Origin of the sequence: Stappia albiluteola, from assembly GCF_014050225.1 — a bacterium.
Lineage (GTDB): Bacteria > Pseudomonadota > Alphaproteobacteria > Rhizobiales > Stappiaceae > Hongsoonwoonella > Hongsoonwoonella albiluteola.
This window is the reverse complement of record NZ_JACFXV010000061.1, coordinates 75,217-97,108: the sequence shown is the minus strand read 5'-3', so window position 1 is coordinate 97,108 and position 21,892 is coordinate 75,217. Positions and strand designations below refer to the sequence as shown.

The following is a 21,892-nucleotide window of genomic DNA, read 5'->3' as shown; positions in this document are numbered from 1 at the left end:
GAACAAGAAAGAGGCCCGGACCGAAACCGATCCGGGCCACGATTTCAAATCGTTATTGGCCGCTCTTTATCGCCGTCCACAACCGGGTACGGGCGCGAAGGGCCTTCGGTGGTTTGGTGGTCGTCGTGTAGAGCTTGTCGATCGTTTCCTGCGACGGGTAGATCGCCGGATCCTCCAGCACTTCCTTGTCGACGAACTGCTGGCTCGCCTTGTTGCCGTTGGCGTAGAAGATGTAGTTCGACGCCTTGGCCACGACCTCGGGGCGCAGCATGTAGTTCAGGAACTCGTGCGCTTCCTCCACATGCGGCGCGTCGGCGGGGATCGCCATGTTATCGAACCACATCAGGGCGCCTTCCTTCGGGATCACGTATTCAACCGTGACGCCCGCACCGGCTTCCGCAGCGCGGTCGCGCGCCTGCAGGATGTCGCCCGACCAGCCAATGGCGACGCAGATGTCACCATTGGCAAGCGCATTGATGTATTCCGACGAATGGAACTTCTGGATGTAGGGCCGGATCGACTTCAGCAGTTCGCCCGCCTTTTCGAAGTCCTCAGTTTCGTTGCTGTCCGGGTTGAGCCCCAGATAATTGAGTGCCGCCGGAACGATCTCATCCGCCGTGTCGAGCACATAGAACCCGCAGGAGGCGAGCTTCTCGGCATTTTCCGGCTTGAAGACGAGGTCCCAGCTGTCGACCGGAGCGTCCGGCCCGAGCACTTCCTTCACCTTGTCGACATTGTAGCCGATGCCGGTGGTACCCCACATATAGTTGATGGCGTGCTCGTTGCCAGGATCGAACTTCTCGATGCGGGCCATGATTTCCGGCCAGACATTGTCCCAGTTGGTCAGCTTCGACTTGTCGAGCTTCTGGAACACGCCGGCCGAGATCTGGCGGCCGAGGAAAGTGCCTGTCGGCACCACGATGTCATAGCCGGTGCCACCGGCGAGCAGCTTCGTCTCCAACACTTCGTTGCTGTCGAAGACGTCGTAGACGACCTTGATGCCGGTTTCCTTGGTGAAATCCTCAAGGATGGTGTCGTCGATATAATCGGACCAGTTGTAGACGTTCACGACCCGGTCTTGGGCATCGGCCGAGCCGGCTGCCAGAGCAAGCACAGCAGCGCCCGCGAGAAGCAGTTTTTTCATGATGCTTACCTTCCGCTCTTCCCCGTATTCCCGAATGACCGACTGTCCCGGAAGCGGTTGTCGCAGGCTCACCCGATGCCACCACGTCCACATCCCGGCAGTCGAATTGTCCTGACCCTAGATCAACCTGCGGTCGGAAGGAAACCTTCAATCGCAGGAAGCGCAACGCTATCCAAAGCCCGGATCTCGGGCCTTCCTCAGCGCTTCGCCATCCGATCCCGGCACCTGACAGTCGCCCCGCTCCGGTTTTTCCCCGTTTCTCATTTTCGCGAAGGCCGCAGCCCCGCAGTTTACAAGTAGGTTTGCCGCTCGAGCGACGAGATCTCGCGCCCGAACGCGGTCAGTTCCTCGCGCTTGATATCCACCAGTACCTTGTGCAGATCAACGCCGACCGCATCCTTCATGCGGGCGGATGCCGCAAAGGCATCGATCGCCTCATCCATCCAGGGCGTCAGGCGGGTTGCCGTCTTCTCATAGGCATTGCCTTCCACCGGCGGGGGCGGCTCTTCGGCCCTTTGAAGGCCTTCGACCACGCCGGCGAGCACCCCGGTCAGCACGAGGTAGGGGTTGGCGTCCGCGCCGGCAATGCGGTGTTCAATGCGCGCGGCTTCCGGCTTGGCCGCCGGCACGCGAAGCGCCACGGAGCGATTGTCAAATCCCCAGCAGATAGAGGTCGGCGCATAGGAGCCCGGCTGCATGCGGCGGAAGCCGTTGAAGGTCGACACGAAAAGAAGGTGCGCTTCCGTCATCGTGTCGAGCAGGCCGCGAATTGCATGCCCTTGCCGGGTCGCGCCGGTTTCCGCATTTGCAAAGATATTGCCTTCGCCATCCTCCATGCTGACATGCACATGCATGCCGTTGCCCGGCCATTCCACGAAAGGCTTGGCCATGAAGGAAGCCTTGAGATTGTGCTTGCGCGCGACACCGGCCACCAGACGGCGCAGCAGAACCGCGTCGTCGGCGGCCGCCAGGGGATCGTCCCGGTGATGCAGGTTAAGCTCGAATTGCCCGGGTGCCGCCTCCGAGACCGCGGCGTCGGCGGGAATATCCTGCGCATCCGCACCGCGCCGGATGTCGTCGACCAGCGGCATCAGCGCTTCCAGGTCCGACAACGCATACATGTTCTGCCGCGCCGGCCCGAGATGGGTGGAAAAAAGCGGCTTCGGCGGGCCGCCCCAGTCGCCGTCCGCCTGATCCTCGAAGAGGTAGAATTCAAGCTCGAAGGCTGAAGTCGCCGAAAGCCCCATCGCCGCCAGCCTGTCGCGCCCCTGGCTGAGAACATGGCGCGGATCGATGAGGAACGGGCTGCCATCCCGGTGATACATGGAAAGCAGCACCTGCGCGGTCGGCCGCTCGGCCCAGGGAACCCGCTTCAGCGTCTCGGCGATCGGCCAGCACACGCCGTCCTTGTCGCCTGTCTCGATATGAAGGCCGGTTTCTTCCACCTCGCGGCCCCAGACGTCGAGGCCAAACAGCGAGAACGGCAAGGCGACGCCGTCCTCGAAAACCTTGCGTAGCGCACTGCCGGGCAGCCACTTGCCTCTCAGCACGCCGTTGGTGTCGGGCAGGACGACTTCAAGCGTATCGAGATCCGGGTTTTCGGCCAGAAAGGCGTCGACAACATCCTTCCAGCTCTCGGTCCCCGCCGGTCGCCCCATCGGGGCGCGCACGGATTGCAGCATGAAATCCTCCAAATTGCCGGCGGCGGCGCCGCACGGCTTCCCCTTCCGCTCCGCCGTCCGGCCCGTCCCTGTGGCGAGCTGCTTTGCGTGGATCATTGCCGAGCCGATGAAAATGTGATCACGTAGAAAGAGACCTGTCAAGCAACCAAAGACCGCCAGCCTCGATGAACGACCCGCTCGCGAAGACAATTCCGCCCGACGTCGGCGATGGCACGCCTCCACAGCGGGGCTCGGCGCGCGAACGCGTCGAGCGAACCATTCGTCATGCGCTGCTGACCGGCCGCTTCGTTCCGGGACGCCCCGTAACGCTGCGTGGACTTGCGCAGGATCTTGGCGTGAGCCCGATGCCGATCCGCGAGGTGATCCGCTCGCTGGCGGCCGAGAACGCACTCGATATCAGGCCGAACGGCCGCATCGAGGTACCCCGGATGACCCCGGCAAGGCTGGTCGAAATCATGCGGGCAAGGGAGATGCTCGAGCCTGAGCTCGCGGCCATGGCGACCGGGAACCTCAGTCGGGCGGATGCAAAAGACCTCACCCGCATCGACGATGCCATCGACCGCAGCATCGAAAGCGGCGATGCCGAAGCCTATATGCGGCTCAACCACGACTTCCATTTCCGTATCTATCGGGCGGCGGAATCGAAGGTCTTCCTGCCATTGGTGGAAAGCCTCTGGCTGCAGTTCGCGCCCTTCATGCGCATCGTCTACGGCCGAGTGGGCACCGCCGCCCTCGAAGATCACCACAAGGATGCGATTGCAGCGATCATTGCCGGAGACCGACAGGCCCTGAAAGCGGCCATCGCCGCCGATATCGGCGCCGGCATGCACCTCCTCCAGGAGGCCGGCGATTGACAATCATTCGAAATGTGATCACAAATTGACCTGTTTCGACCATTTTCCCAACGCAGCAGAGAAGTCTGCCTTCTCCGGCTGCCAACATGTGCATCCGGACACCTACGGTTCTTCATGAGCAAGAAGAAGAAAGCCCTTTCCATCGACAGCCGCCGCGGCGTGAAAACGCTGGAGGAAGCTCACGCCTGGCTTGCCGAGCGCGGCATCGAGGATATCGAATGCGTGGTGCCGGACCTCGCGGGCGTGGCGCGCGGCAAGATGATGCCGACGGAGAAGTTCTTCTCCGGCCCGACGATGACCATGCCGTCATCGATCTTCGCCCAGACGATCTCCGGCGACTACCCGCCCGACGACGACCGTTTCCAGCACAATCCGACGGATGGCGACCTGTTCTTCCGGCCGGATTACTCGACGCTGACGGCGGTGCCCTGGGAAACGGATCCGACCGCGCAGCTCATCCACGACGCCTATACCCGTGACGGGATTCCGATCGAGACCGCGCCGCGCAACGTGCTGAAGCGCGTCCTCCAGCTCTATTCCGAAGAAGGCTGGGAGCCGGTGATCGCACCGGAGATCGAGTTCTATCTAGTCAAGCCGAATACCGACCCGGACTACCCGCTTGAGCCGCCGAAAGGGCGTTCTGGCAGGCCCGAGGTCGGCCGCCAGTCCTATTCCATCTCGGCGCTCAACGAGTTCGACGACCTCATCGACGACATCTACGACCTGTCCGAAGCCCAGGGCCTGGAGATCGACACGCTGATCCACGAGGAAGGCGCGGCGCAGATGGAGATCAACCTGCGTCACGGCCATCCGCTGGAACTCGCCGATCAGGTATTCCTGTTCAAGCGCACGATCCGTGAGGCCGCCCTGCGGCACGACATGTATGCCACCTTCATGGCCAAGCCCATGTCGAACCAGCCGGGCTCGTCCATGCACATCCACCAGTCGGTGCTCGACAAGGAAACGCGGGACAACATCTTCTCGACGCCGGATGGAGATGCTTCGGCGAAATTCCTGTCCTTCATCGCCGGGCATCAGGCCTATCTGCCATCCGTGACCAGCATCATGGCGCCCTACGTGAATTCCTACCGCCGCTTCAGCCGCAACACGACGGCGCCGGTGAATATCTTCTGGGGCTACGACAACCGCACGGTCGGCCTGCGGGTTCCCAACTCCAAGCCCGCGGCGCGCCGGCTCGAGAACCGCGTCCCCTCCTCCGACGCCAATCCCTATCTTGCCATCGCCGCGTCGCTTGCCTGCGGCTATCTGGGCATGACGCGCAACCTGACGCCGGACGAACCCAAGACAGGCTATTCGAGCGACGTCATGCACGCCCTGCCCCGCGGCCTTCTGGAAGCCGTCGCGCTCTTCGGCGAGTGCGAGGAATTGATCGAGGTGTTCGGCGAGAAATTCGTCAATACCTACAGGGCCGTAAAGCAGGAGGAGTTCGAGACCTTCATGGCCGTCATCAGCCCCTGGGAGCGCGAGTACCTGCTGCTCAACGTGTGAGGCTCCTTTCGTTCGGCACCCTTGCCTGGATGTTCGATCGACAATTGCGTTGCTGCGGCCGCTCGAGACGGCCGAGGAAAATCAGAGGATGCGAGACATGCCTGCCCATTCCAATCTCTATCCGACCAAGGACCTGCAGGCTCGCGATGCCGCTCATCACATCCATCCCTTTACCGATACCGGCGCGCTCAGCCGCGAAGGGTCCCGCATCATTACCCATGCCGAAGGCGTGTGGCTGACCGATTCCGACGGCAACCGCTACCTGGACGGCATGGCCGGGCTCTGGTGCAGCCAGGTGGGGCACGGCAGGAAGGAGATCGTCGAGGCGGTCCATGCTCAGATGAGCGAACTTGATTATTACAACACTTTCTTCAAGACGACCCATCCGCCGGCAATCGAACTCGCCGAAAAGCTCGCCGAACTGACGCCACCGCAATTCAACCGCGTATTCTTCGTCGGCTCTGGCTCCGAAGCCAACGACACTGTCTTCCGGATGGTGCGGACCTACTGGGACCTGATGGGCGAAGGCGAGCGCAAGGTCATCATCGGGCGCTGGAACGGCTATCACGGCTCGACGCTCGCCGGCACCAGCCTGGGCGGCATGAAGGCCATGCACTCCCAGGGAGATCTTCCCGTGCCCGGCGTTCACCACATCGCCCAGCCCTACTGGTTCGGCGAGGGCGGGGACATGAGCCCGGATGAATTCGGCCTGTGGGCTGCCCGCGAGCTCGAACGGGCAATCGAGGAAATCGGGCCGGAAAAGGTTGGCGCCTTCATCGCCGAACCGGTCCAGGGCGCGGGCGGCGTCATCATTCCGCCGGATACCTATTGGCCCGAGATTTCCCGGATCGTGAAGAAATACAACATCCTGCTCGTCGCCGACGAAGTGATCTGCGGCTTCGGCCGGCTGGGCACCTGGTTCGGCAGCGAATATTACGGCATCGAGCCCGACCTTATGCCGATCGCCAAGGGCCTGTCCTCGGGCTACCTGCCGATCGGCGGCGTCATGGTCTCCGATCGCGTCGCCAATGCCTTCATCGAGCGCGGCGGCGAATTCTTCCACGGCTATACCTATTCCGGTCATCCGGCCTGCTGCGCGGCTGCCATTGCCAATCTGGAGATCATGCAACGCGAGAAGCTGGTGGAGCGCGTGGCGAGCGATATCGGCCCCTATCTGCAGGCGAAGTGGAAGGCGCTGGCCGAACACCCGCTCGTCGGCGAAGCGCGCATGGTGGGTCTGGTCGGCGCGCTGGAACTGGTCCCGGCCAAGGGTGACCGCAGGAAGGCCTTCGCCCCTGTTGGCGAGGTCGGTACGCTGTGTCGCGACATCTCCTTCAACAACGGTCTCGTCATGCGCGCGGTGCGCGACAGCATGATCATCTCGCCGCCACTCGTTCTTTCGCATGACGAGGCGGATATCCTGGTGGAGCGCACGCAAAAGACGTTGGACGACACCTATCAGGCGCTGAAGCGCGACGGACGTCTGGCCGCATAGTCAGAGACCTCGCCCGATGACCGAAATCGCGCAGGCCCACGCGCCGTCCTATTACACGGCAACCGCCCATCCCCGCGAGCCGGCGCCGGCACTCGCAGGCTCCGCTTCGGCCGATGTCTGCATCGTCGGCGGCGGCTATACGGGGCTCCATGCGGCACTGACACTTGCGGAAGCCGGCCGAAAGGTCGTGCTTCTGGAGGAAAACCTGATCGGTTGGGGCGCGTCGGGTCGCAATGGTGGCCAGCTGCATACCGGCCAGCGCCGGGATCAGAGCTACCTGGAGGATACTTTCGGCAAGGAGATGGCCCGGCGGCTCTGGGACCTCTCCCAGGAAGCCAAAGCTCTCGTGAAAGGGCGGATCGACCGCCATCGAATCGATTGCGACTGGATGCCGGGACTGATCCATGCCGTTCACAAGGAGCGGTATCTCTCCGAAGAGCTGGCCTATGCCGAGAAACTCTCCCGCGACTACGGCTATGACGCGATCGACAAGCTCGATCGCGACGCCCTGGCAAAGGCAATCGGCACCGATGTCTATTTCGGCGGCACGCGCGACCGGGAGGCGGGCCACCTTCATCCGCTGAATCTGGCGCTTGGGCTGGCACGGGCCGCCGAGGCCGCCGGTGTGACGATCCACGAGGCCACGCGCGCGACACGGCTCGTTGAAGAAAATGGCCGCGTTGTCGTCGAAACAACGAACGGACGCGTGGATGCCGGGGACGTGCTTCTTGCCGGCAACGGATACCTGGCAGGGCTGGATACCGATCTCGATGCCCGGGTCATGCCGATCAACAACTATATCCTGACCACGGAACCGCTGGATGAAGCCAGAGCCGATGCGCTCATACCTGGCCGAGAAGCGGCGGCCGACAGCCGCTTCGTCGTCCACTATTGGCGCCTGACCAAGGATCGGCGCATGCTCTTCGGCGGCGGCGAGACCTACAGCCCCTCCTTTCCCGCCGACATCGCGTCCTTCGTCCGCAAGCACCTGCTCGGCATCTACCCGCAACTGGCCGACGTGAAGATCGACCATGCCTGGGGCGGCACTCTTGCGGTGACGCAGAACCGCCTGCCTTACCTGAGGCGCGTCCGAAAGAACGTCTACGCTGCCGCGGGCTTCTCTGGCCATGGCGTGGCAATCGCGGGTTTCTCGGGCCATATCGCAGCGCTGGCGATGATCGGCGACAGCGAGCGTTTCGACATCATGTCGTCCCTGCCGGTAGCTCGGTTTCCCGGCGGACGGCTATTGCGCTGGCCGATCCTGGTGCTCGCCATGAGCTGGTTCGCGCTGCGGGATCGGCTGTAGACGTGGCCCGCTTGGGCGGCAGTTGCCGAATCCCGTCCTTGTATGACGGGAAAATACTTACATTCTTGAATTTTAAGAAGAGTCAACCTTTCTGTGCTTGACTGCAAAAGCCTTTAAGAAGGCGTTTCCATCGCAGACGCCATCCCGTCAGGGGATTGCGCAGGCGGGTTTGCAAACACGAAGGCGCTGAACATTCCTGCGTCTGCGCGCCGCCGGAGCGCAGAACGGTTCGGGCTGAACGGTCGGACTATGAGCGGCGGAGGAATGATGACCGAGGTGCTGCTAGTCGAGGATGCGGCTTTCTTTGAGCGCGTCATCAGGCGACAACTGACCGATCAACACGGCTTCAATGTGGTTTCCGCCACGACCTGTGCCCAGGCTCGCGAGTTGCTGGACAACCCGGATTTCAAGCCGGCCGCCGCCCTGGTCGACCTCACGCTGCCCGATGCCCCCAATGGCGAAATCGTGGATCTCACGATCGCCGCCGGGCTTCCGACAATCGTATTTTCCGGGCGCTTCGACGACGAATTGCGCCGCACGGTCCTCGAAAAGGGCGTCGTCGACTATGTGCTGAAGGAAAGCCCTTCAAGCCTCTCGTTCCTGACGACGCTCGTGCAACGCATCGTCGCGAACCGGTCGATCGATGCTCTGGTAATCGACGACTCCCGCGCCGATCTTGCCGTGATCGAACGACGCCTAAAGGCCTATCAGCTTCGCGTCCATGTGGCCCTCAGCGCGAAACAGGCCCTGGAGATGCTTGACGGGATCGAGAACCTGAAGCTTGTCATTCTCGATCACCGAATGCCGAATATGGACGGTTTCGAAGTGCTGAAGGCCCTGCGCCAGCGCTACGGCATGCATCAGGTTGCCGTCATCGGCCTGTCGGGTCAGGCCGGTCCGGAAACGACCGCCCGCTTCCTGAAATCCGGCGCGAATGATTTCATTTCGAAGTCCAGCACGCCGGAAGAGTTCATGCTACGCCTTTCCCAGAACCTCGACATGCTCGACCGTATCGAGCTGCTTTCGGAACTGGCGCATCGGGATCCGCTGACCGGCCTGTCCAATCGTCGTCACCTTTTCGCCGATGGCGATGCGCTCTATCGCCGCTGTCGTTCCGGCCAGAAATCGGTTCCGGTCGCGGCCCTGGACATCGACCGGTTCAAACGCGTCAATGACACGCTCGGACACGAGGTCGGTGACCACCTGATCCGTTATCTGGGTCAGACATTGACAGAGCTGCTGCCGGAAAATGCCTTCGCTGCCCGCCTCGGCGGCGACGAGTTCTGCGTCATCCTGCCGGGTTGCCCGATGGATGAAGCCGTCTCACTCCTGAACAAGGTGCGTGACCGCCTTGCACTGGCGCCGGAGTCGGACCCTTTTCTGAAAGGCCTTGGACAACTGACAGTCAGTGTCGGCCTTTCCGATGGCGATGAGGACAACTTGCAGAATGCGCTTCGCGTCGCAGATGTCAGGCTCTACGACGCCAAGAACAACGGCCGCAACCGTATCGTCGCCAGATAAGGACCTCAGATACAGCGCCCGCCGTCGACCTCGAGCGCAACGCCGGTGATGAATTCCGCTTCATCTGAAGCAAGCCATAGCGCGGCGTTGGCTATGTCGAGCGGCCTCGACAACCGGCCAAGCGGAATGGACGCCTTGAATTGCGCCCGCTTTTCCGGCGTGTCTTCCCCCATGAAGAGGTGAAGCATCCCGGTCTCTCCGGCAACCGGGCAAAGCGCATTTACGCGGATATTCTTCGGCGCCAGTTCGACGGCCATCGATTTCGTTGCGGTAATCGCCCAGCCTTTCGAGGCATTGTACCAGGTCAGGCCGGGGCGCGGCCTCAGGCCGGCGGTGGACGCAGTGTTGATGATGACGCCGCCACCGGCAGCCTCCATGGCCGGCACGGCCTTCAACGCAGCGAGATAGATCGCCTTGGCATTCACCGCGAAAATGCGGTCGAACGTCTCCTCGTCAACCTCCAGCAACGAGCCGTTGCGGTCCGTGTAGCCGGCGTTGTTGACGAGAATATCCAGACCGCCGAACCCGCTGGTCGCAGCGGCTATCATCGCTTCGACGTCGGCGGCAACCGTGACGTCCACCGTGACCGCGCGCGCCGCTTCGCCGATCTCCGCGGCAACGCGCGATGCCTCGGCGCGGTTGAGATCCGCGACGATGACCCTGGCGCCCTCCTCGGCGAAACGCTTCGCCATGCCCTCGCCAAATCCCGACGCCGCCCCGGTGACGATCGCAACCTTGCCGTCGAGCCGTCCCGCCATCACCTGTTTCCTCCCGCTTTTTTTCGTTCCGGGTCGCCGGATCAACCGTGGTTGAAGATGACAGTTTTCAGCGCCGAAAATTCACGCAGGGCCTCCAGGCCCTTCTCGCGACCATGGCCGGATTTCCCGAAGCCCCCAAACGGAAGTTCGACGCCGCCACCGGCGCCATAGGAATTCACGAATACCTGCCCCGCCCGCACCTTGCGCGCCACCCGCATCGCTTTTTGGCCATCCCGTGTCCACACACCGGCGACAAGCCCGTAATCGGTTGCGTTCGCCAGCTTCACCGCCTCCCCTTCGTCCGCGAAGGGGATAACGGAAAGGACCGGCCCGAAGACCTCCTCCCGGGCAAGCCTCTCTCCCGGCCCAACGGGCCCGAACACGCGCGCCGGCGAATAGAAGCCGCCATCTGGAGCATCCGGCGCGATACTGCCTTCGGCGATCAGCGGGATACCTGCCGCCCGCGCTTCCTCCACGAACGCCTCCACCCGCGCGGCCTGCCGGGCGCTGATCAGCCCGCCGAGGTCGAGATCGCGGTCGTGCGCTCCCGCGACGAGCGAACGGAATCTGATACGCAGCAATTCGCATATCTTCGGCAGGATACCCACCTCGACCAGCAACCGGCTGCCGGCGGAACAGGTCTGCCCGCCGTTCTGGATAACCGCATTGACGATCACAGGAAGGGCTGCGTCGAGATCCGCGTCGGCGAACAGGATCTGCGGCGACTTGCCGCCAAGCTCCAATGTGCAGCCGACGTGATTTTTCGCGGCCGCCGACTGGATGAGCGCCCCGACCTCAGGCGACCCGGTGAAAGTGATGAAATCGATCCCGGGATGGTTGGCCAGAGCCGCGCCCGCCTCCTCGCCGTATCCGGTCACGACGTTCCAGCATCCTGCCGGCAAACCCGCTGCCAGGGCCAGTTCCGCGATCCGGATCACGGAAAGACAGGCCTCTTCGGCCGGCTTCATGACCAGGGTGTTGCCCATGGCCAGCGCGGCACCAGCAACGCGCGCCATGATCTGCGACGGATAGTTCCACGGAACGATGGAGCCAACCACGCCATGGGGTTCGCGCAGGGTCAGCGCCAGAAAGCCCTCCTGCACGGGGATCGTGTCTCCATGCATCTTGTCGGCAGCCCCGCCGTAAAATTCGAAATAGCGGCCGGCGGCGGCAATATCCGCCCTTGCCTGGCGGATCGGCTTGCCCGTATCGCGCGCTTCGATCTCTGCAAGTTCTTCAGAAGAATTGCGGATCAATTCGCCCAGCCGGCTGAGAATGCGCCCCCTTTCGAGAGCCGAAGTCCTCGCCCAGGGTCCATCTTCGAAAGCGCGCCGCGCGGCGACCACGGCCCGACCCACATCTGCTGCATCGCAGCGCGGGACGCGAGCGAAAGGCAGTCCGTCCGAAGGCGAGACCATGTCGATGTAGACGCCTGTCGCAGCCTGACACGAGCGTCCGTCCACCAAGGCGAGATAGTCGCTTCCCACGCTTCCTCCCCGCGACTCGTCCCTGCTTCCAGGTTTTTGTTCTGTTGGTATTTACCTGGAGCGCCGATCCTGTATGGAAAAACGGTAGCCGATGGGCCCAACTGCCGCAATGGCAGGAACAGGCAAATGACTGAAGAGACAGCGAAAGACATCAGGGAGCGAGGAGCTCGGCTTGCCGTCCTGTGCCGGGACTGCGGAAGGCTGAGGTATCTCGGACGCGGTGTTGGCGACAACGAAACGCCGGCGATGCTTCAGCAGCGGCTCTCCTGCCACCGTTGTGGCTCCAGGGAAGTCGAGATCAGGATCCTCAGCCGCGATCCCGTCACCGGCTTCTGGCCGGCGGAACATGGATGAGAGCCGGTCAGTCTATCCAGCAGGTCGCCGCGCGCCCGTTTTTTTCTTGCAGAAGCCCCAAAGTGCGGCGCGTCTTGAAGCCGATCAGGCCATCGGCGCCGCCGACGTCGTGACCTTGCTGTTCCATCCCGAGCTGAAGCTTGCGCACCGCGCCGCGCGTTGCCGTCGGGATTGCCTTCCAACCCGAGGCGAACCCGCCTCCCCCCGACAGCCGGTCGGCGAGATGGCCGACGAAAAGCGCGTAGACGTCGGACTCGTTATAGGCCTTCAGAACATAGAAATTCTCGGTGGCAAGGAACGCGGGGCCGTATCTGCCGGCGGGCAAAAGCAGGAAACCGTCACGCGGAACCTCGTGTCCGGGGAATTCCCTCGCCTTGACGCGGGTCACACCCGCTTTTGCCCAATCGGCAATTGGCTTGCCGCGATCCGGCCCTTCGCCGGTGCAGGAGACATGTGCGGGCAACACGATCTCGAAACCCCAGTCCCGACCCGTCACCCAGCCGTGACTTTTCAGGTAGTTGGCAATCGAGGCCAGTGTATCCGCATCCGAACGCCAGATGTCGCGCTGGCCGTCGCCGTCGAAGTCGACCGCAAACTTCAAAAAACTCGACGGCAGAAATTGCGGCTGCCCAAGTGCTCCTCCCCACGAAGCGCGGAATGCCGCTCGGCCGATATAGCCCTGATCGAGGATTTTCAGCGCGGCGATCAGCTCTTCGAAGTAAAATGACTGCCGCTGTCCCATGAAGGCCCGTGTTGCCACCACGGTCAGGGCGTCATAGGGCAGTTTCGCCGCTCCGTAGCCGGTTTCCCGCGCCCAGATCGCGACCAGAATGCCGCGCGGCACTCCGTAGGTCTTCTCGATCCTGTCCAGCAGTTTGGCATCCCGCTGAAGGATCGCTCGCCCTTTCGGCACCAGTGCGTTGAACTGCTTTTCGCTGAAATAGCTGGCCGGTGCCTTGAACTCGGCCTGGTAATTGACCTTGGGCGGTACGTTGTCCTGCCCGGGCCTGGCGAGACCGGGCAGGGAGGTATCCGGCTTCAGGCCGCCCAGCTCGCGGCGCAACGTCTTGTCCGAGATGCCGGCACGTTTTGCGGCGGGCACGACCTTTGTCGCCAGGAACCGCTCAAACTCGACCTGATAGCTCTGTGCCTGTGCCGGAAGCACGAGGACGGCAAGACAGGCGAGGAAGAGTGCGATCCGCAGCATGGCCCTTTCCGTCGATACGACACGCCCGCCTAAGGTTGCCGCATCACGTCCGCTTCGCAACCCCTTACGTCGCGAAAAGGCCGGGCTCCCTGAGCATCAGGGCCTGGATGAGAATGATCGCCTTCGCATCGCGGATTTCTCCCGTGGCGATCGCCTGCACCATCCTCGCAAGCGGCCATTCGATGACCTCGATATCCTCGCCCTCATGGGACAGACCGCCACCGGCGTCAATTCGGTCGGCCGCCACATAGCGGCCAAGATACAGATGGAGCTTCTCCGTGATCATGCCGGCCGAGGGGAACACGTCGACGACATGCTCGACATCCCGGAGCGCAAGGCCGGCCTCTTCCAGGACTTCGCGGCGCGCCGTCCCGGCGGCGTCTTCCCCTTCCTCCAGATGTCCGGCGGGAACCTCGATGAGGTTCGAAGAACCGTCGCCGCGTGCCAGCAGGGGAACGCGCAGTTGGCGCACCAGAATGCCAACCCTGCGTTCGGGATCGTAGGGCAACACGCCGACCGCATCGCCGCGATGCTGGAATTCCCGTTCAAGCAGTTGCTCTTTTCCGTCGCGACGTCGATGGCGCACGAGAACGCGTTCGAATCGCGAAAAACCGGAGTGGATCACATCGCGTTCGACGATTTCTGATCGGGTATCGGCTCGTCTGTCTGCCATTTCGCCTCGCCCCTGGCTTGTGTGCAAAGGAAGCGCGGATGCGCCCCGGGTCAAGCACCGGCACCGCAAACCGAAAGAGGCCCGCACCTCAACGGCACGAGCCTCCATGACACCTTCGCGCTCGCCTTCCGATCAATCGACGAAAGCGCGCTCCACGACGAATTCGGCAGGCTTGTTATTGGCGCCTTCGTTGAAGCCGCGAGCTTCAAGCAGCGCCTTGGTGTCCTTCAACATCGCCATCGAACCGCAGATCATCGCGCGGTCCGTCGCCGGATCGAGCGGCGGCACGTCGAGATGACGGAAAAGCTCCCCATTCTCGATCAGCGTCGTGATCCGCCCCTTGACGGGATAGTCCTCGCGCGTCGCGGAGGTGAAGAGCCGCAGCTTCTCGGCAGCGAATTCGCCGATCAGCGGATCGTTCTTCGTCTCCTCGACCAGATCCTTGGCATACTGCAGTTCCGCTACATCGCGGCAGGTCTGCGTGAGGATGACATCCTCGAACTTCTCGTACGTCTCCGGGTCGCGGATGATGCTGGCAAACGGCGCCACACCCGTGCCGGTGGAGAACATGTAGAGCCGCTTGCCGGGGACCAGCGCATCATTGACCAGCGTGCCCGTCGGCTTCTTCTTCATCAGGATCGCGTCGCCGACCTTGATCTTCTGCAGGTGCTGGGTCAGTGGACCATCCGGCACCTTGATGGAGAAGAACTCAAGCTCCTCATCCCAGGAAGGGCTGGCGATCGAATAGGCGCGGAAGATCGGCTTGTCGCCGATCATCAGTCCGATCATCACGAACTCGCCGGAACGGAAGCGGAAGCTCGCCGGGCGCGTGATGCGGAACTTGAAGAGGCGGTCGGTGTAGTGTTTCACCGAGGTTACCGTCTCGATGAATGTTCCGGCCGGCACGACGCTGGCCAACTGGTCGGCTCTGCTCAACACGTTCATTACGCTCATCCAGAATTGCCCGAGGCCCGGCAAGTGACCGCTTCAGCGTCACCTATCAAGCCGGGGGTATAATACGATCAATCGGCCTGCTGGCCCACCCTTTGGGCTGCGACATGCCGGCGCGCCCAGGGACGGGTGCCAAGCGGCACCTCATCGGCTCTTCCGACGGGCTGCAGATAAACGGGAACCTCGACCGAATGGCCCTCGACAAGCGCACGTCGGGTCGGCTCGTTCACCACCTCGAAGCTGTCGATACCACAGCGGATCATGAAAGGGATCTGATCGAGGAGCACGTCGCCGATGGCACGCAACTCACCTTGATATCCGTGTTTCTCCCGCAGCAGGCGGGCTGAGGAATAACCTCGCCCGTCCGAGAATTTCGGGAATTCGATGGCGATCAGCGCGACCGCCTCGAGCCTTCCTTCCAGCGCCTGCGCCCGCTCGCCTGCCTTCAACACGACGCCGACCCGAAGGCCCTCGGCATTCTCGTCTGCGATCGACAGGAACCGCTCCAGCGACAACAGCACCTGGCCTTCAGCCGGAAGTGCTTCGTCGTCGGCAACCTTCAGCCAGGAATCCGCTTCGAAGGCGCCGTTTCTGTAGATTGTATCAGCCATCTTCAGATTCCCGCTCCGTCCTCGTTCTCACCCGGCAAGGCGAAATGGATGCCGCATTCCGTCTTGTCCTTGCCGCGCCAGCGGCCCGCGCGCGGATCCTCGCCGTCAGCCACCTTGTCCGTGCACGGCATGCAGCCGATCGACGGATAGCCCTGGGCCACCAGGGGATGACGGGGAAGATCATGCTCCTGCATATGGGCAATGATGTCCTGTGCCGTCCAGGATGCCAGGGGATTGACCTTGATGCGGCCGTCTTCGGGCTCGAAGACCGGAATATCCGATCGTTCGGCGCTCTGGAAGCGTTTGCGCCCGGAAATCCAGGCATCATACCCCTTCAAGGCGCGCGCCAGCGGCAGCACCTTGCGGATATGGCAGCAGCGGTCGTTGTCCCGCAGCCAGAGGGCGCCGTCGGCATCCGCCGCAAGCACGTCTTCCGCTTCCGGCGTTACCGACCGGATATTCGTGAGCCCCAGACGGCGCGCAACCTCGTCGCGATAGCGCAGGGTCTCGCCGAAATGCTTCTTCGTGTCGACGAAGATCACCGGCACATTGCGGTCCACCTCCGACAGAAGATGCAGCAGCGTCACCGAATCCGCTCCAAAGGAGGAGACGAGGGCGATCCGCCCATCATAGAGATCGAGCGCAGCCTTCAGGATATCCGTGGCGCCTGCCCCGCCATACTGGGCGTCGAGCGCGCGGGCTTCCGCGGCAACGGCCTCGACGGGATCGAGGGCGAGCAGCGTTGCTTCATTGCGTCCCATAGAGCGCCTCCTTGAAAGGGGTCTCGCCCACGCGCCGATAGGTCTCCAGGAAGGTCTCGCCTTCGCCGTCGCGGATGTTCACATAGGTGTCGACAAGGTTCTCGACCGCATCGACGACTTCCTCGTAGGAAAAGCCCGGGCCGATGATCTCGCCGATCGAGCTGCTCTCGTCAGCCGAACCACCGAGCGTGATCTGGTAGTATTCCTTGCCCTTCTTCTCCACGCCGAGAATGCCGATATGGCCGACATGGTGATGGCCGCAGGCATTGATGCAGCCCGAGATCTTGATCTTCAGGTCGCCGATCTGCTGCTGGCGCTCGCTCGCCCCGAACCGTTCGGAAATGCGCTGGGCGACCGGGATCGACCGCGCCGTGGCAAGCGCGCAATAATCCATCCCCGGGCAGGCGATGATGTCGGTGACCAGTCCGGCGTTGGCCTCCGCCAGGCCGTTTTCCGCCAGAACCTTGTAGATTGCCGGTACGTCTGCCTTGCGCACATGCGGCAGCACGAGATTCTGCTCATGGCTCACGCGGATCTCGTCATGGCCATACCGCGCGGCAAGATCGGCCACGACTTCCATCTGCTCGGCCGTGGCATCGCCCGGAGCACCGCCGATCGGCTTCAGCGAGATGGTCACGGAGACATAACCCGCCTGACGGTGCGCGTTGAGATTGCGCGCCGCGAAATTCGCGAAGCCCGGCACCGTCTCCAGCGCGGCGTCAAACAGCGCCTCGTCACCGGGCGCGGCGAACTCCGGAGCGGCGAAATAGGCCTCGATCCGGTCGACCTCCTCCTTCGGCAGGGTGAGAATGCCGTGGCGGATGGCCTCGAACTCGCGCTCGATATCCGCCTTCAATTCCTCGATGCCGGTCTCGTGCACCAGGATCTTGATGCGGGCCTTGTACTTGTTGTCGCGCCGTCCATAGAGATTGTAGACGCGCAGGATCGCCTCCGAATAGGCGAGCAGGTCGGCCTCGGGCAGGAAGTCGCGTACCTTGCGGCCGATCATCGGCGTGCGGCCAAGACCGCCGCCGACAAAGACGGTGAAACCTGTCTCGCCCGCCTCATTGCGCACGAGCTGCAGACCGATGTCATGCACCTGCACGGCTGCACGATCGTGCGGCGCGCCGGTGATCGCGATCTTGAACTTGCGCGGCAGGAACGAGAATTCCGGATGGAGTGACGACCACTGGCGCAGGATTTCCGCGTAGACGCGCGGATCCGCGATTTCGTCGGCGGCAGCGCCGGCAAAGTGGTCGGCGGTCACATTGCGAATGCAATTGCCCGAAGTCTGGATCGCATGCATCTCGACTTCGGCCAGTTCGTTCAGGATCGCCGGCGTCTCGTCGAGGCGCGGCCAGTTGAACTGCACGTTCTGCCGCGTGGTGAAATGGCCGTAGCCGCGGTCGTACTTGCGGGCGATCTCCGCCAGCTTTCGCATCTGGCGGGAATTCAGCGTGCCATAGGGTATGGCGACCCGCAGCATATAGGCATGCAGTTGCAGGTAGAGGCCGTTCATCAGACGAAGCGGCTTGAACTGGTCTTCCGTCAGCTCTCCGGAAAGCCGGCGGCGCACCTGGTCGCTGAACTGGGCGACGCGGGCGTCAACGAATTCGCGGTCGAACTCATCGTAGCGGTACATGCGAAAAACTCCTTCAGCCGCCGATCAGGCAGCGCTTTCCTGCCGGCGGGCCTGCTTGCCGAGATCAAGGCGAATGGTCGGGCCGGCGGCGCGGATCTGCTCGCGGAAGCGAACCGGCTTCAGGTGCCCTTCCTCGCGGATGACGTCGATGGCGTAGGGCTCGACGACTTCCTGACGAGCCACCGAGGCGTCGGCCTCGGCAAGCGCGGCCGCTTCTTCCTCGCGGCTTTCCAGCAAGCGCGCTTCGAAGAGCGTCTCGACCCAGCGCCCGGCGGCACCGAGCCAGACCACTTCACCGTCGGACAAACGATTGGCAGTAACGAGCTTCATGAACGGAAACCTCATGCGGCATAAACGGAACAGGACTGGTCGATGGATGTCAGCGGCCGGGCGCCTTCCAGCACCCCCTTTGCGACAACCTCGCCGATGATGATGAGAACGGGATCATCCGCACCTTCGCTTCCCTCGAGTCTGGAAAGCTCCCGCAGGGTTCCCGCAAGCACGGTTTCGCCAGGCTGGCTGGCATTCTCGACTGCCGCGACAGGAGTCGAGCCGGCAAGCCCGGCATCGATCAGACGGTCGGCAACCTTGCCGGCAACGCTGCGGCCCATATAGACGGCGACCGTGGCGCCCTTCAGCGCAAGGCCTGCCCATGTCGGCAGCGTCTCGCCGCGCCAGTCGTGACCGGTGGCGAAGACGATCTGCGAGGCAACGCCGCGCAGGGTGAGTGGGATGCGGGCACTTGCGGCGGCTGCCGCCGCGGCGGTGACGCCCGGCACCACCTCGCAGCCGATGCCGGCCTCGCGCAGCGCCGTCAGTTCCTCGCCCGCGCGACCAAAAATCAGGGGGTCGCCGGATTTCAGACGCACCACGCGCGCGCCTCTGGACGCCTCACTCACCAGGATGCCGTTGATTTCGGCCTGGGAAACGGAATGCGCACCCTTGCGCTTGCCGACAGCAATGCGCCGCGCATCCCGCCTGCCCATGGCGATCACGGCCTCCGGCACCAGCGCATCGTGGACGATCACGTCGGCTTCCTGCAGGAGACGCTGCGCGCGAAGCGTCAGCAGGTCTTCCGCACCCGGACCGGCGCCGACCAGCCATACGAACCCCGCCTCGTCGCTCGAGCCATTCAACAGCCGCTGCGCCTCGGAGCGGGCTACGTCGATCCGCCCGGCCTGGACATTGTCGGCGACCGGGCCGGAAAAGAAACGCGCCCAGAAACGGCGGCGCTCGGCACCCCCGGAAATCACCCGCGCCACCGTTTCGCGGAAGCTTTCGGCGAGGCGGGCAAGATCGCCGGTCTCTCGCGGCAACATGGCCTCTATCCGCGCACGGATATGGCGGGCAAGCACCGGGCCGACGCCTGTCGAGGTTATGGCAACGGCGACGGGCGCACGGTTGACGAGCGCTCCAACGTAGAAATCACAAAGCTCGGGCCGATCCACCGCATTGGCCGGCACGCCGAAGCGTCGCGCGGCGGCAACCACCTGCCGGTCAAGCTCGGCATCGCCGCTCGCCGCGAATACGAGTGCCGCGCCGTGTGCATGCTCGTCACGGAAGACCCCGGCGATGTGGCGGGCGCCCGCATTTTCGATTGCCTGGGCAAGAGCGGCGTTCAAGTCTTCGGCGACGACCTCAATCAGCGCGGAGGTCTGAGAAAGCAACCGGACCTTGGCCGCCGCTTCATCGCCGGAGCCGACAACAAGCACGCGCCGCCCCTCGACCTTCTGAAAGGCCGGGAACACGGCAAGCTTGCCGTCATTGTCCTTTTGCTGACCTGCCTTGCCGAACCGCATGGCGCACTCCGCGTGGCTTATCCACTGACGCCACAAGAAATAGCGATTGAGCGCCCGGAATTCCGGGCATGGCGTTTCAATGCCTAAGCTATCGGGAGAAAAGAATTCCACTTCCCGCGGCCGGGAGCAGGACGCCATGCGATTCCAGCAATTCACGCATCAAAGCAATCCTATTCCCCACGCGCCGGCAAATAGAGCAATGGCTATAGCGAAACTCTCGAAGTTCGACGACGCGTTAAGCAAAATCATTCCAATCAAGCCGCAAATTTGCTCAAGTTCCGTTTCATGCCCATATTTGGACATCTACCAACGGCATGTCTCGCGGGGGTTGCGGGGCGCGGACCGGCAGACCGGTCGGGTAACAGTGAGGCACGATCGACGGAGAAGGCCCAGGGGCCGCATTCCCTCGAAAAGCCGACGAACCAGCAGGAAAGGGTCAGGCCCATGACCATGGCAAAGCAGGGCGATATCGTGCGCATCCATTATACGGGGCGCTTCGACGACGGGACGGAGTTCGACAGCTCGGTCGGCCGCTCTCCCCTGGAATTCACGCTCGGTGCAGGTGAAATCATTCCCGGCCTGGAGCGCGAGATCGACGGCATGGCCGTCGGCGCCAGAAAGAACGTCATGATCAGCGCGGAAGATGCCTACGGACCGCACATTGCCGAGCATGTTCAGGAAGTGGACCGGAACCTGCTGCCGCCTGAAATCGTCCCCACGATAGGCACGCGCCTGCAGGCGGAAAGCGGCGACGGGCGCACCGTCGTTTTCACGATCACGGCGGCTGACGAGACGACCGTGACGCTCGACGCCAACCATCCGCTGGCCGGCAAGGACCTCGTCTTCGAAGTCGAACTCATCGAAATCGCGACGGCGGCCTGACAGTCCCCAAAAGAAAACGGCTGCCGGAGCCCCCCCGACAGCCGTCGCTTCGATTGCGTTTTCAGAAGGCCCTCAGCGGATCGGCTGCAGGATCGAGACGTAATTGGCGACAGCAGCGCCGCCCATGTTGAAGATGCCACCGAGTTCGGCCCCCTTCACCTGGATGTCGCCGGCCTGCCCGGTCAACTGCATGGCCGACAGCACGTGCATTGAAACGCCGGTTGCACCGATCGGATGGCCCTTTGCCTTCAGGCCGCCGGAAGGATTGACCGGCAACTTGCCGTCCATCTCGGTCCAGCCCTCCAGAATCGCCCGCGCACCCTCGCCCTCGGGCGCAAGGCCCATTGCCTCATACTCGATGAGTTCGGCGATGGTGAAGCAGTCATGCGTCTCGACGAAGGAAAGATTGTCGAGCGTCGCTCCCGCCCGTGCAAGCGCACGCTTCCACGCTTCGCCGCAGCCCTCGAACCGCAGGATATCCCGCTTGGACATCGGCAGGAAATCCTGCACATGCGCCAGGGAGCGGAAGGCGACCGCCTTGCGGCGGCCAAGCGCGGAAGGAATGTCGGACAAGACGAGCGCGGCGGCGCCATCGGACACGAGCGAGCAATCGGTGCGCTTCAGCGGCCCGGCGACGAAGGGATTCTTCTCGCTTTCCGCACGGCAGAAATCGAAACCCAAATCCTTGCGCATCTGCGCATAAGGATTGTTGACGCCGTTCTTGTGGTTCTTGGCGGCGATCTTCGCCAACGCGTCCGACTGGTCGCCGTATTTCTGGAAATAGCCATGGGCGATCTTGCCGAACACGCCGGCAAATCCGGCCGGAGTATCGCCGTCTTCGGGCAGATAGGAAGCTTTCAGCAAATTCTTGCCGATCTCGGGCCCGGGCGTCGTGGTCATCTGCTCGACGCCGACGACGAGCACATGACGCGCCTCGCCGGAGGAAATGGCACGCACGCCCTGATGGACCGCCGCCGACCCCGTGGCGCAGGCATTTTCCACCCGCGTCGCTTTCTTGAAGCGCAGCGCCGGGTCGGCCTGCAGAACCAGCGACGCCGTGAAATCCTGTGCGGAAAAGCCCGCGTTGAAATGGCCGAGCACGATCTCGTCGATATCGGCAGGCTCGAGACCCGCATCGGCAATCGCGTCGCGCGCCACGCCGATGATAAGGCTTTCGACGGTCTCGTCCGAATGCTTGCCGAAGGGCGTATGCGCCCAGCCGATTATGGCCGCTGTCATTGGTTCCACTCCTGCAG

The 21,892-nt window shown here is 63.0% G+C and carries 20 protein-coding genes; 7 read left to right on the top strand and 13 right to left on the bottom strand.

Translation table 11 applies throughout. From position 1 onward, the window contains the following. Nucleotides 1-52 precede the first annotated feature (52 nt). Together H2509_RS14460 and H2509_RS14455 are read right to left on the bottom strand one after the other, a co-directional pair. Nucleotides 53-1,144 carry a polyamine ABC transporter substrate-binding protein gene (locus H2509_RS14460; RefSeq protein WP_182166454.1) on the bottom strand — a complete coding sequence of 364 codons (1,092 nt, stop codon included), beginning with the start codon at nt 1,142-1,144 and terminating at the stop codon, nt 53-55. Nucleotides 1,145-1,434: 290 nt separating this feature from the next. After that, nucleotides 1,435-2,826, bottom strand: a complete 1,392-nt coding sequence (locus H2509_RS14455; RefSeq protein ID WP_235974962.1) for a glutamine synthetase family protein — start codon at nt 2,824-2,826, stop codon at nt 1,435-1,437. 164 nt (nt 2,827-2,990) lie between these two features. Between H2509_RS14455 and H2509_RS14450 the strand changes: the two genes are divergently transcribed. The 5 genes from H2509_RS14450 to H2509_RS14430 all read left to right on the top strand — a co-directional run bounded on the left by H2509_RS14450 (nt 2,991) and on the right by H2509_RS14430 (nt 9,511). Further along, a complete protein-coding gene (locus H2509_RS14450; protein WP_182166451.1) occupies nt 2,991-3,680 on the top strand; it encodes a GntR family transcriptional regulator in 690 nt (229 codons plus the stop codon). Between the two features lie 114 nt (nt 3,681-3,794). Further along, the gene (locus H2509_RS14445; RefSeq protein ID WP_182166449.1) at nt 3,795-5,189 is read left to right on the top strand and encodes a glutamine synthetase family protein; all 1,395 of its coding nucleotides are present in this window, start codon (nt 3,795-3,797) and stop codon (nt 5,187-5,189) included. Between the two features lie 97 nt (nt 5,190-5,286). Next, nucleotides 5,287-6,684 (top strand): aspartate aminotransferase family protein, encoded by a 1,398-nt coding sequence (locus H2509_RS14440; protein ID WP_182166447.1) that lies wholly within the window; start codon nt 5,287-5,289, stop codon nt 6,682-6,684. 16 nt (nt 6,685-6,700) lie between these two features. Continuing rightward, on the top strand, nt 6,701-7,990 hold the full coding sequence (locus tag H2509_RS14435; RefSeq protein WP_182166445.1) for an NAD(P)/FAD-dependent oxidoreductase: 1,290 nt from the start codon (nt 6,701-6,703) through the stop codon (nt 7,988-7,990). Between the two features lie 267 nt (nt 7,991-8,257). Beyond that, nucleotides 8,258-9,511 (top strand): response regulator, encoded by a 1,254-nt coding sequence (locus H2509_RS14430; protein WP_209001971.1) that lies wholly within the window; start codon nt 8,258-8,260, stop codon nt 9,509-9,511. Nucleotides 9,512-9,516: 5 nt separating this feature from the next. On the opposite strand, the gene H2509_RS14425 is transcribed toward H2509_RS14430, so the two are convergent. Then, nucleotides 9,517-10,269, bottom strand: a complete 753-nt coding sequence (locus tag H2509_RS14425; protein ID WP_182166441.1) for an SDR family oxidoreductase — start codon at nt 10,267-10,269, stop codon at nt 9,517-9,519. A 41-nt stretch (nt 10,270-10,310) separates the two neighbouring features. Further along, nucleotides 10,311-11,807: an aldehyde dehydrogenase family protein gene (locus H2509_RS14420; protein ID WP_408022681.1), complete on the bottom strand. Its 1,497-nt coding sequence runs from the start codon at nt 11,805-11,807 to the stop codon at nt 10,311-10,313. A 75-nt stretch (nt 11,808-11,882) separates the two neighbouring features. Here H2509_RS14420 and H2509_RS14415 point away from each other — a divergent pair, with 75 nt between their 5' ends. Continuing rightward, a complete protein-coding gene (locus H2509_RS14415; RefSeq protein WP_182166439.1) occupies nt 11,883-12,110 on the top strand; it encodes a hypothetical protein in 228 nt (75 codons plus the stop codon). A gap of 7 nt (nt 12,111-12,117) precedes the next feature. Here the strand turns inward: H2509_RS14415 and H2509_RS14410 are convergent, their stop codons facing one another. From H2509_RS14410 to cysG, 8 genes are all read right to left on the bottom strand, one after another. Further along, complete coding sequence (locus H2509_RS14410; RefSeq protein WP_182166437.1) at nt 12,118-13,317, bottom strand: lytic murein transglycosylase; 1,200 nt, start codon at nt 13,315-13,317, stop codon at nt 12,118-12,120. A 64-nt stretch (nt 13,318-13,381) separates the two neighbouring features. Continuing rightward, complete coding sequence (locus H2509_RS14405; RefSeq protein ID WP_182166435.1) at nt 13,382-13,990, bottom strand: NUDIX domain-containing protein; 609 nt, start codon at nt 13,988-13,990, stop codon at nt 13,382-13,384. Between the two features lie 132 nt (nt 13,991-14,122). Beyond that, on the bottom strand, nt 14,123-14,935 hold the full coding sequence (locus H2509_RS14400; RefSeq protein ID WP_182166433.1) for a ferredoxin--NADP reductase: 813 nt from the start codon (nt 14,933-14,935) through the stop codon (nt 14,123-14,125). Between the two features lie 77 nt (nt 14,936-15,012). Continuing rightward, nucleotides 15,013-15,552, bottom strand: a complete 540-nt coding sequence (locus tag H2509_RS14395; RefSeq protein ID WP_182166431.1) for a DUF934 domain-containing protein — start codon at nt 15,550-15,552, stop codon at nt 15,013-15,015. Between the two features lie 2 nt (nt 15,553-15,554). Further along, complete coding sequence (locus H2509_RS14390; RefSeq protein WP_182166429.1) at nt 15,555-16,313, bottom strand: phosphoadenylyl-sulfate reductase; 759 nt, start codon at nt 16,311-16,313, stop codon at nt 15,555-15,557. Next, on the bottom strand, nt 16,300-17,955 hold the full coding sequence (locus tag H2509_RS14385) for a nitrite/sulfite reductase (protein WP_182166427.1): 1,656 nt from the start codon (nt 17,953-17,955) through the stop codon (nt 16,300-16,302). Before H2509_RS14385 ends, H2509_RS14390 begins: the two co-directional genes overlap by 14 nt. Before the next feature lie 24 nt (nt 17,956-17,979). Then, complete coding sequence (locus H2509_RS14380; RefSeq protein ID WP_182166425.1) at nt 17,980-18,285, bottom strand: DUF2849 domain-containing protein; 306 nt, start codon at nt 18,283-18,285, stop codon at nt 17,980-17,982. A gap of 11 nt (nt 18,286-18,296) precedes the next feature. After that, complete coding sequence (gene cysG / locus H2509_RS14375; protein ID WP_182166423.1) at nt 18,297-19,754, bottom strand: siroheme synthase CysG; 1,458 nt, start codon at nt 19,752-19,754, stop codon at nt 18,297-18,299. A gap of 444 nt (nt 19,755-20,198) precedes the next feature. Between cysG and H2509_RS14370 the strand changes: the two genes are divergently transcribed. Next, a complete protein-coding gene (locus H2509_RS14370; protein WP_182166421.1) occupies nt 20,199-20,636 on the top strand; it encodes an FKBP-type peptidyl-prolyl cis-trans isomerase in 438 nt (145 codons plus the stop codon). Nucleotides 20,637-20,708: 72 nt separating this feature from the next. On the opposite strand, the gene H2509_RS14365 is transcribed toward H2509_RS14370, so the two are convergent. Continuing rightward, nucleotides 20,709-21,875: an acetyl-CoA acetyltransferase gene (locus H2509_RS14365; protein ID WP_182166419.1), complete on the bottom strand. Its 1,167-nt coding sequence runs from the start codon at nt 21,873-21,875 to the stop codon at nt 20,709-20,711. Nucleotides 21,876-21,892: the final 17 nt, after the last annotated feature.

Bases quoted from the DNA above. Each gene is read 5' to 3' on its own strand.
- H2509_RS14460 (WP_182166454.1), bottom strand. From the start codon at position 1,144: ATGAAAAAACTGCTTCTCGCGGGCGCTGCTGTGCTTGCTCTGGCAGCC.
- H2509_RS14455 (WP_235974962.1), bottom strand. From the start codon at position 2,826: ATGCTGCAATCCGTGCGCGCCCCGATGGGGCGACCGGCGGGGACCGAG.
- H2509_RS14450 (WP_182166451.1), top strand. From the start codon at position 2,991: ATGAACGACCCGCTCGCGAAGACAATTCCGCCCGACGTCGGCGATGGC.
- H2509_RS14445 (WP_182166449.1), top strand. From the start codon at position 3,795: ATGAGCAAGAAGAAGAAAGCCCTTTCCATCGACAGCCGCCGCGGCGTG.
- H2509_RS14440 (WP_182166447.1), top strand. From the start codon at position 5,287: ATGCCTGCCCATTCCAATCTCTATCCGACCAAGGACCTGCAGGCTCGC.
- H2509_RS14435 (WP_182166445.1), top strand. From the start codon at position 6,701: ATGACCGAAATCGCGCAGGCCCACGCGCCGTCCTATTACACGGCAACC.
- H2509_RS14430 (WP_209001971.1), top strand. From the start codon at position 8,258: ATGACCGAGGTGCTGCTAGTCGAGGATGCGGCTTTCTTTGAGCGCGTC.
- H2509_RS14425 (WP_182166441.1), bottom strand. From the start codon at position 10,269: ATGGCGGGACGGCTCGACGGCAAGGTTGCGATCGTCACCGGGGCGGCG.
- H2509_RS14415 (WP_182166439.1), top strand. From the start codon at position 11,883: ATGACTGAAGAGACAGCGAAAGACATCAGGGAGCGAGGAGCTCGGCTT.
- H2509_RS14410 (WP_182166437.1), bottom strand. From the start codon at position 13,317: ATGCTGCGGATCGCACTCTTCCTCGCCTGTCTTGCCGTCCTCGTGCTT.
- H2509_RS14405 (WP_182166435.1), bottom strand. From the start codon at position 13,990: ATGGCAGACAGACGAGCCGATACCCGATCAGAAATCGTCGAACGCGAT.
- H2509_RS14400 (WP_182166433.1), bottom strand. From the start codon at position 14,935: ATGAACGTGTTGAGCAGAGCCGACCAGTTGGCCAGCGTCGTGCCGGCC.
- H2509_RS14395 (WP_182166431.1), bottom strand. From the start codon at position 15,552: ATGGCTGATACAATCTACAGAAACGGCGCCTTCGAAGCGGATTCCTGG.
- H2509_RS14390 (WP_182166429.1), bottom strand. From the start codon at position 16,313: ATGGGACGCAATGAAGCAACGCTGCTCGCCCTCGATCCCGTCGAGGCC.
- H2509_RS14385 (WP_182166427.1), bottom strand. From the start codon at position 17,955: ATGTACCGCTACGATGAGTTCGACCGCGAATTCGTTGACGCCCGCGTC.
- H2509_RS14380 (WP_182166425.1), bottom strand. From the start codon at position 18,285: ATGAAGCTCGTTACTGCCAATCGTTTGTCCGACGGTGAAGTGGTCTGG.
- cysG (WP_182166423.1), bottom strand. From the start codon at position 19,754: ATGCGGTTCGGCAAGGCAGGTCAGCAAAAGGACAATGACGGCAAGCTT.
- H2509_RS14370 (WP_182166421.1), top strand. From the start codon at position 20,199: ATGACCATGGCAAAGCAGGGCGATATCGTGCGCATCCATTATACGGGG.
- H2509_RS14365 (WP_182166419.1), bottom strand. From the start codon at position 21,875: ATGACAGCGGCCATAATCGGCTGGGCGCATACGCCCTTCGGCAAGCAT.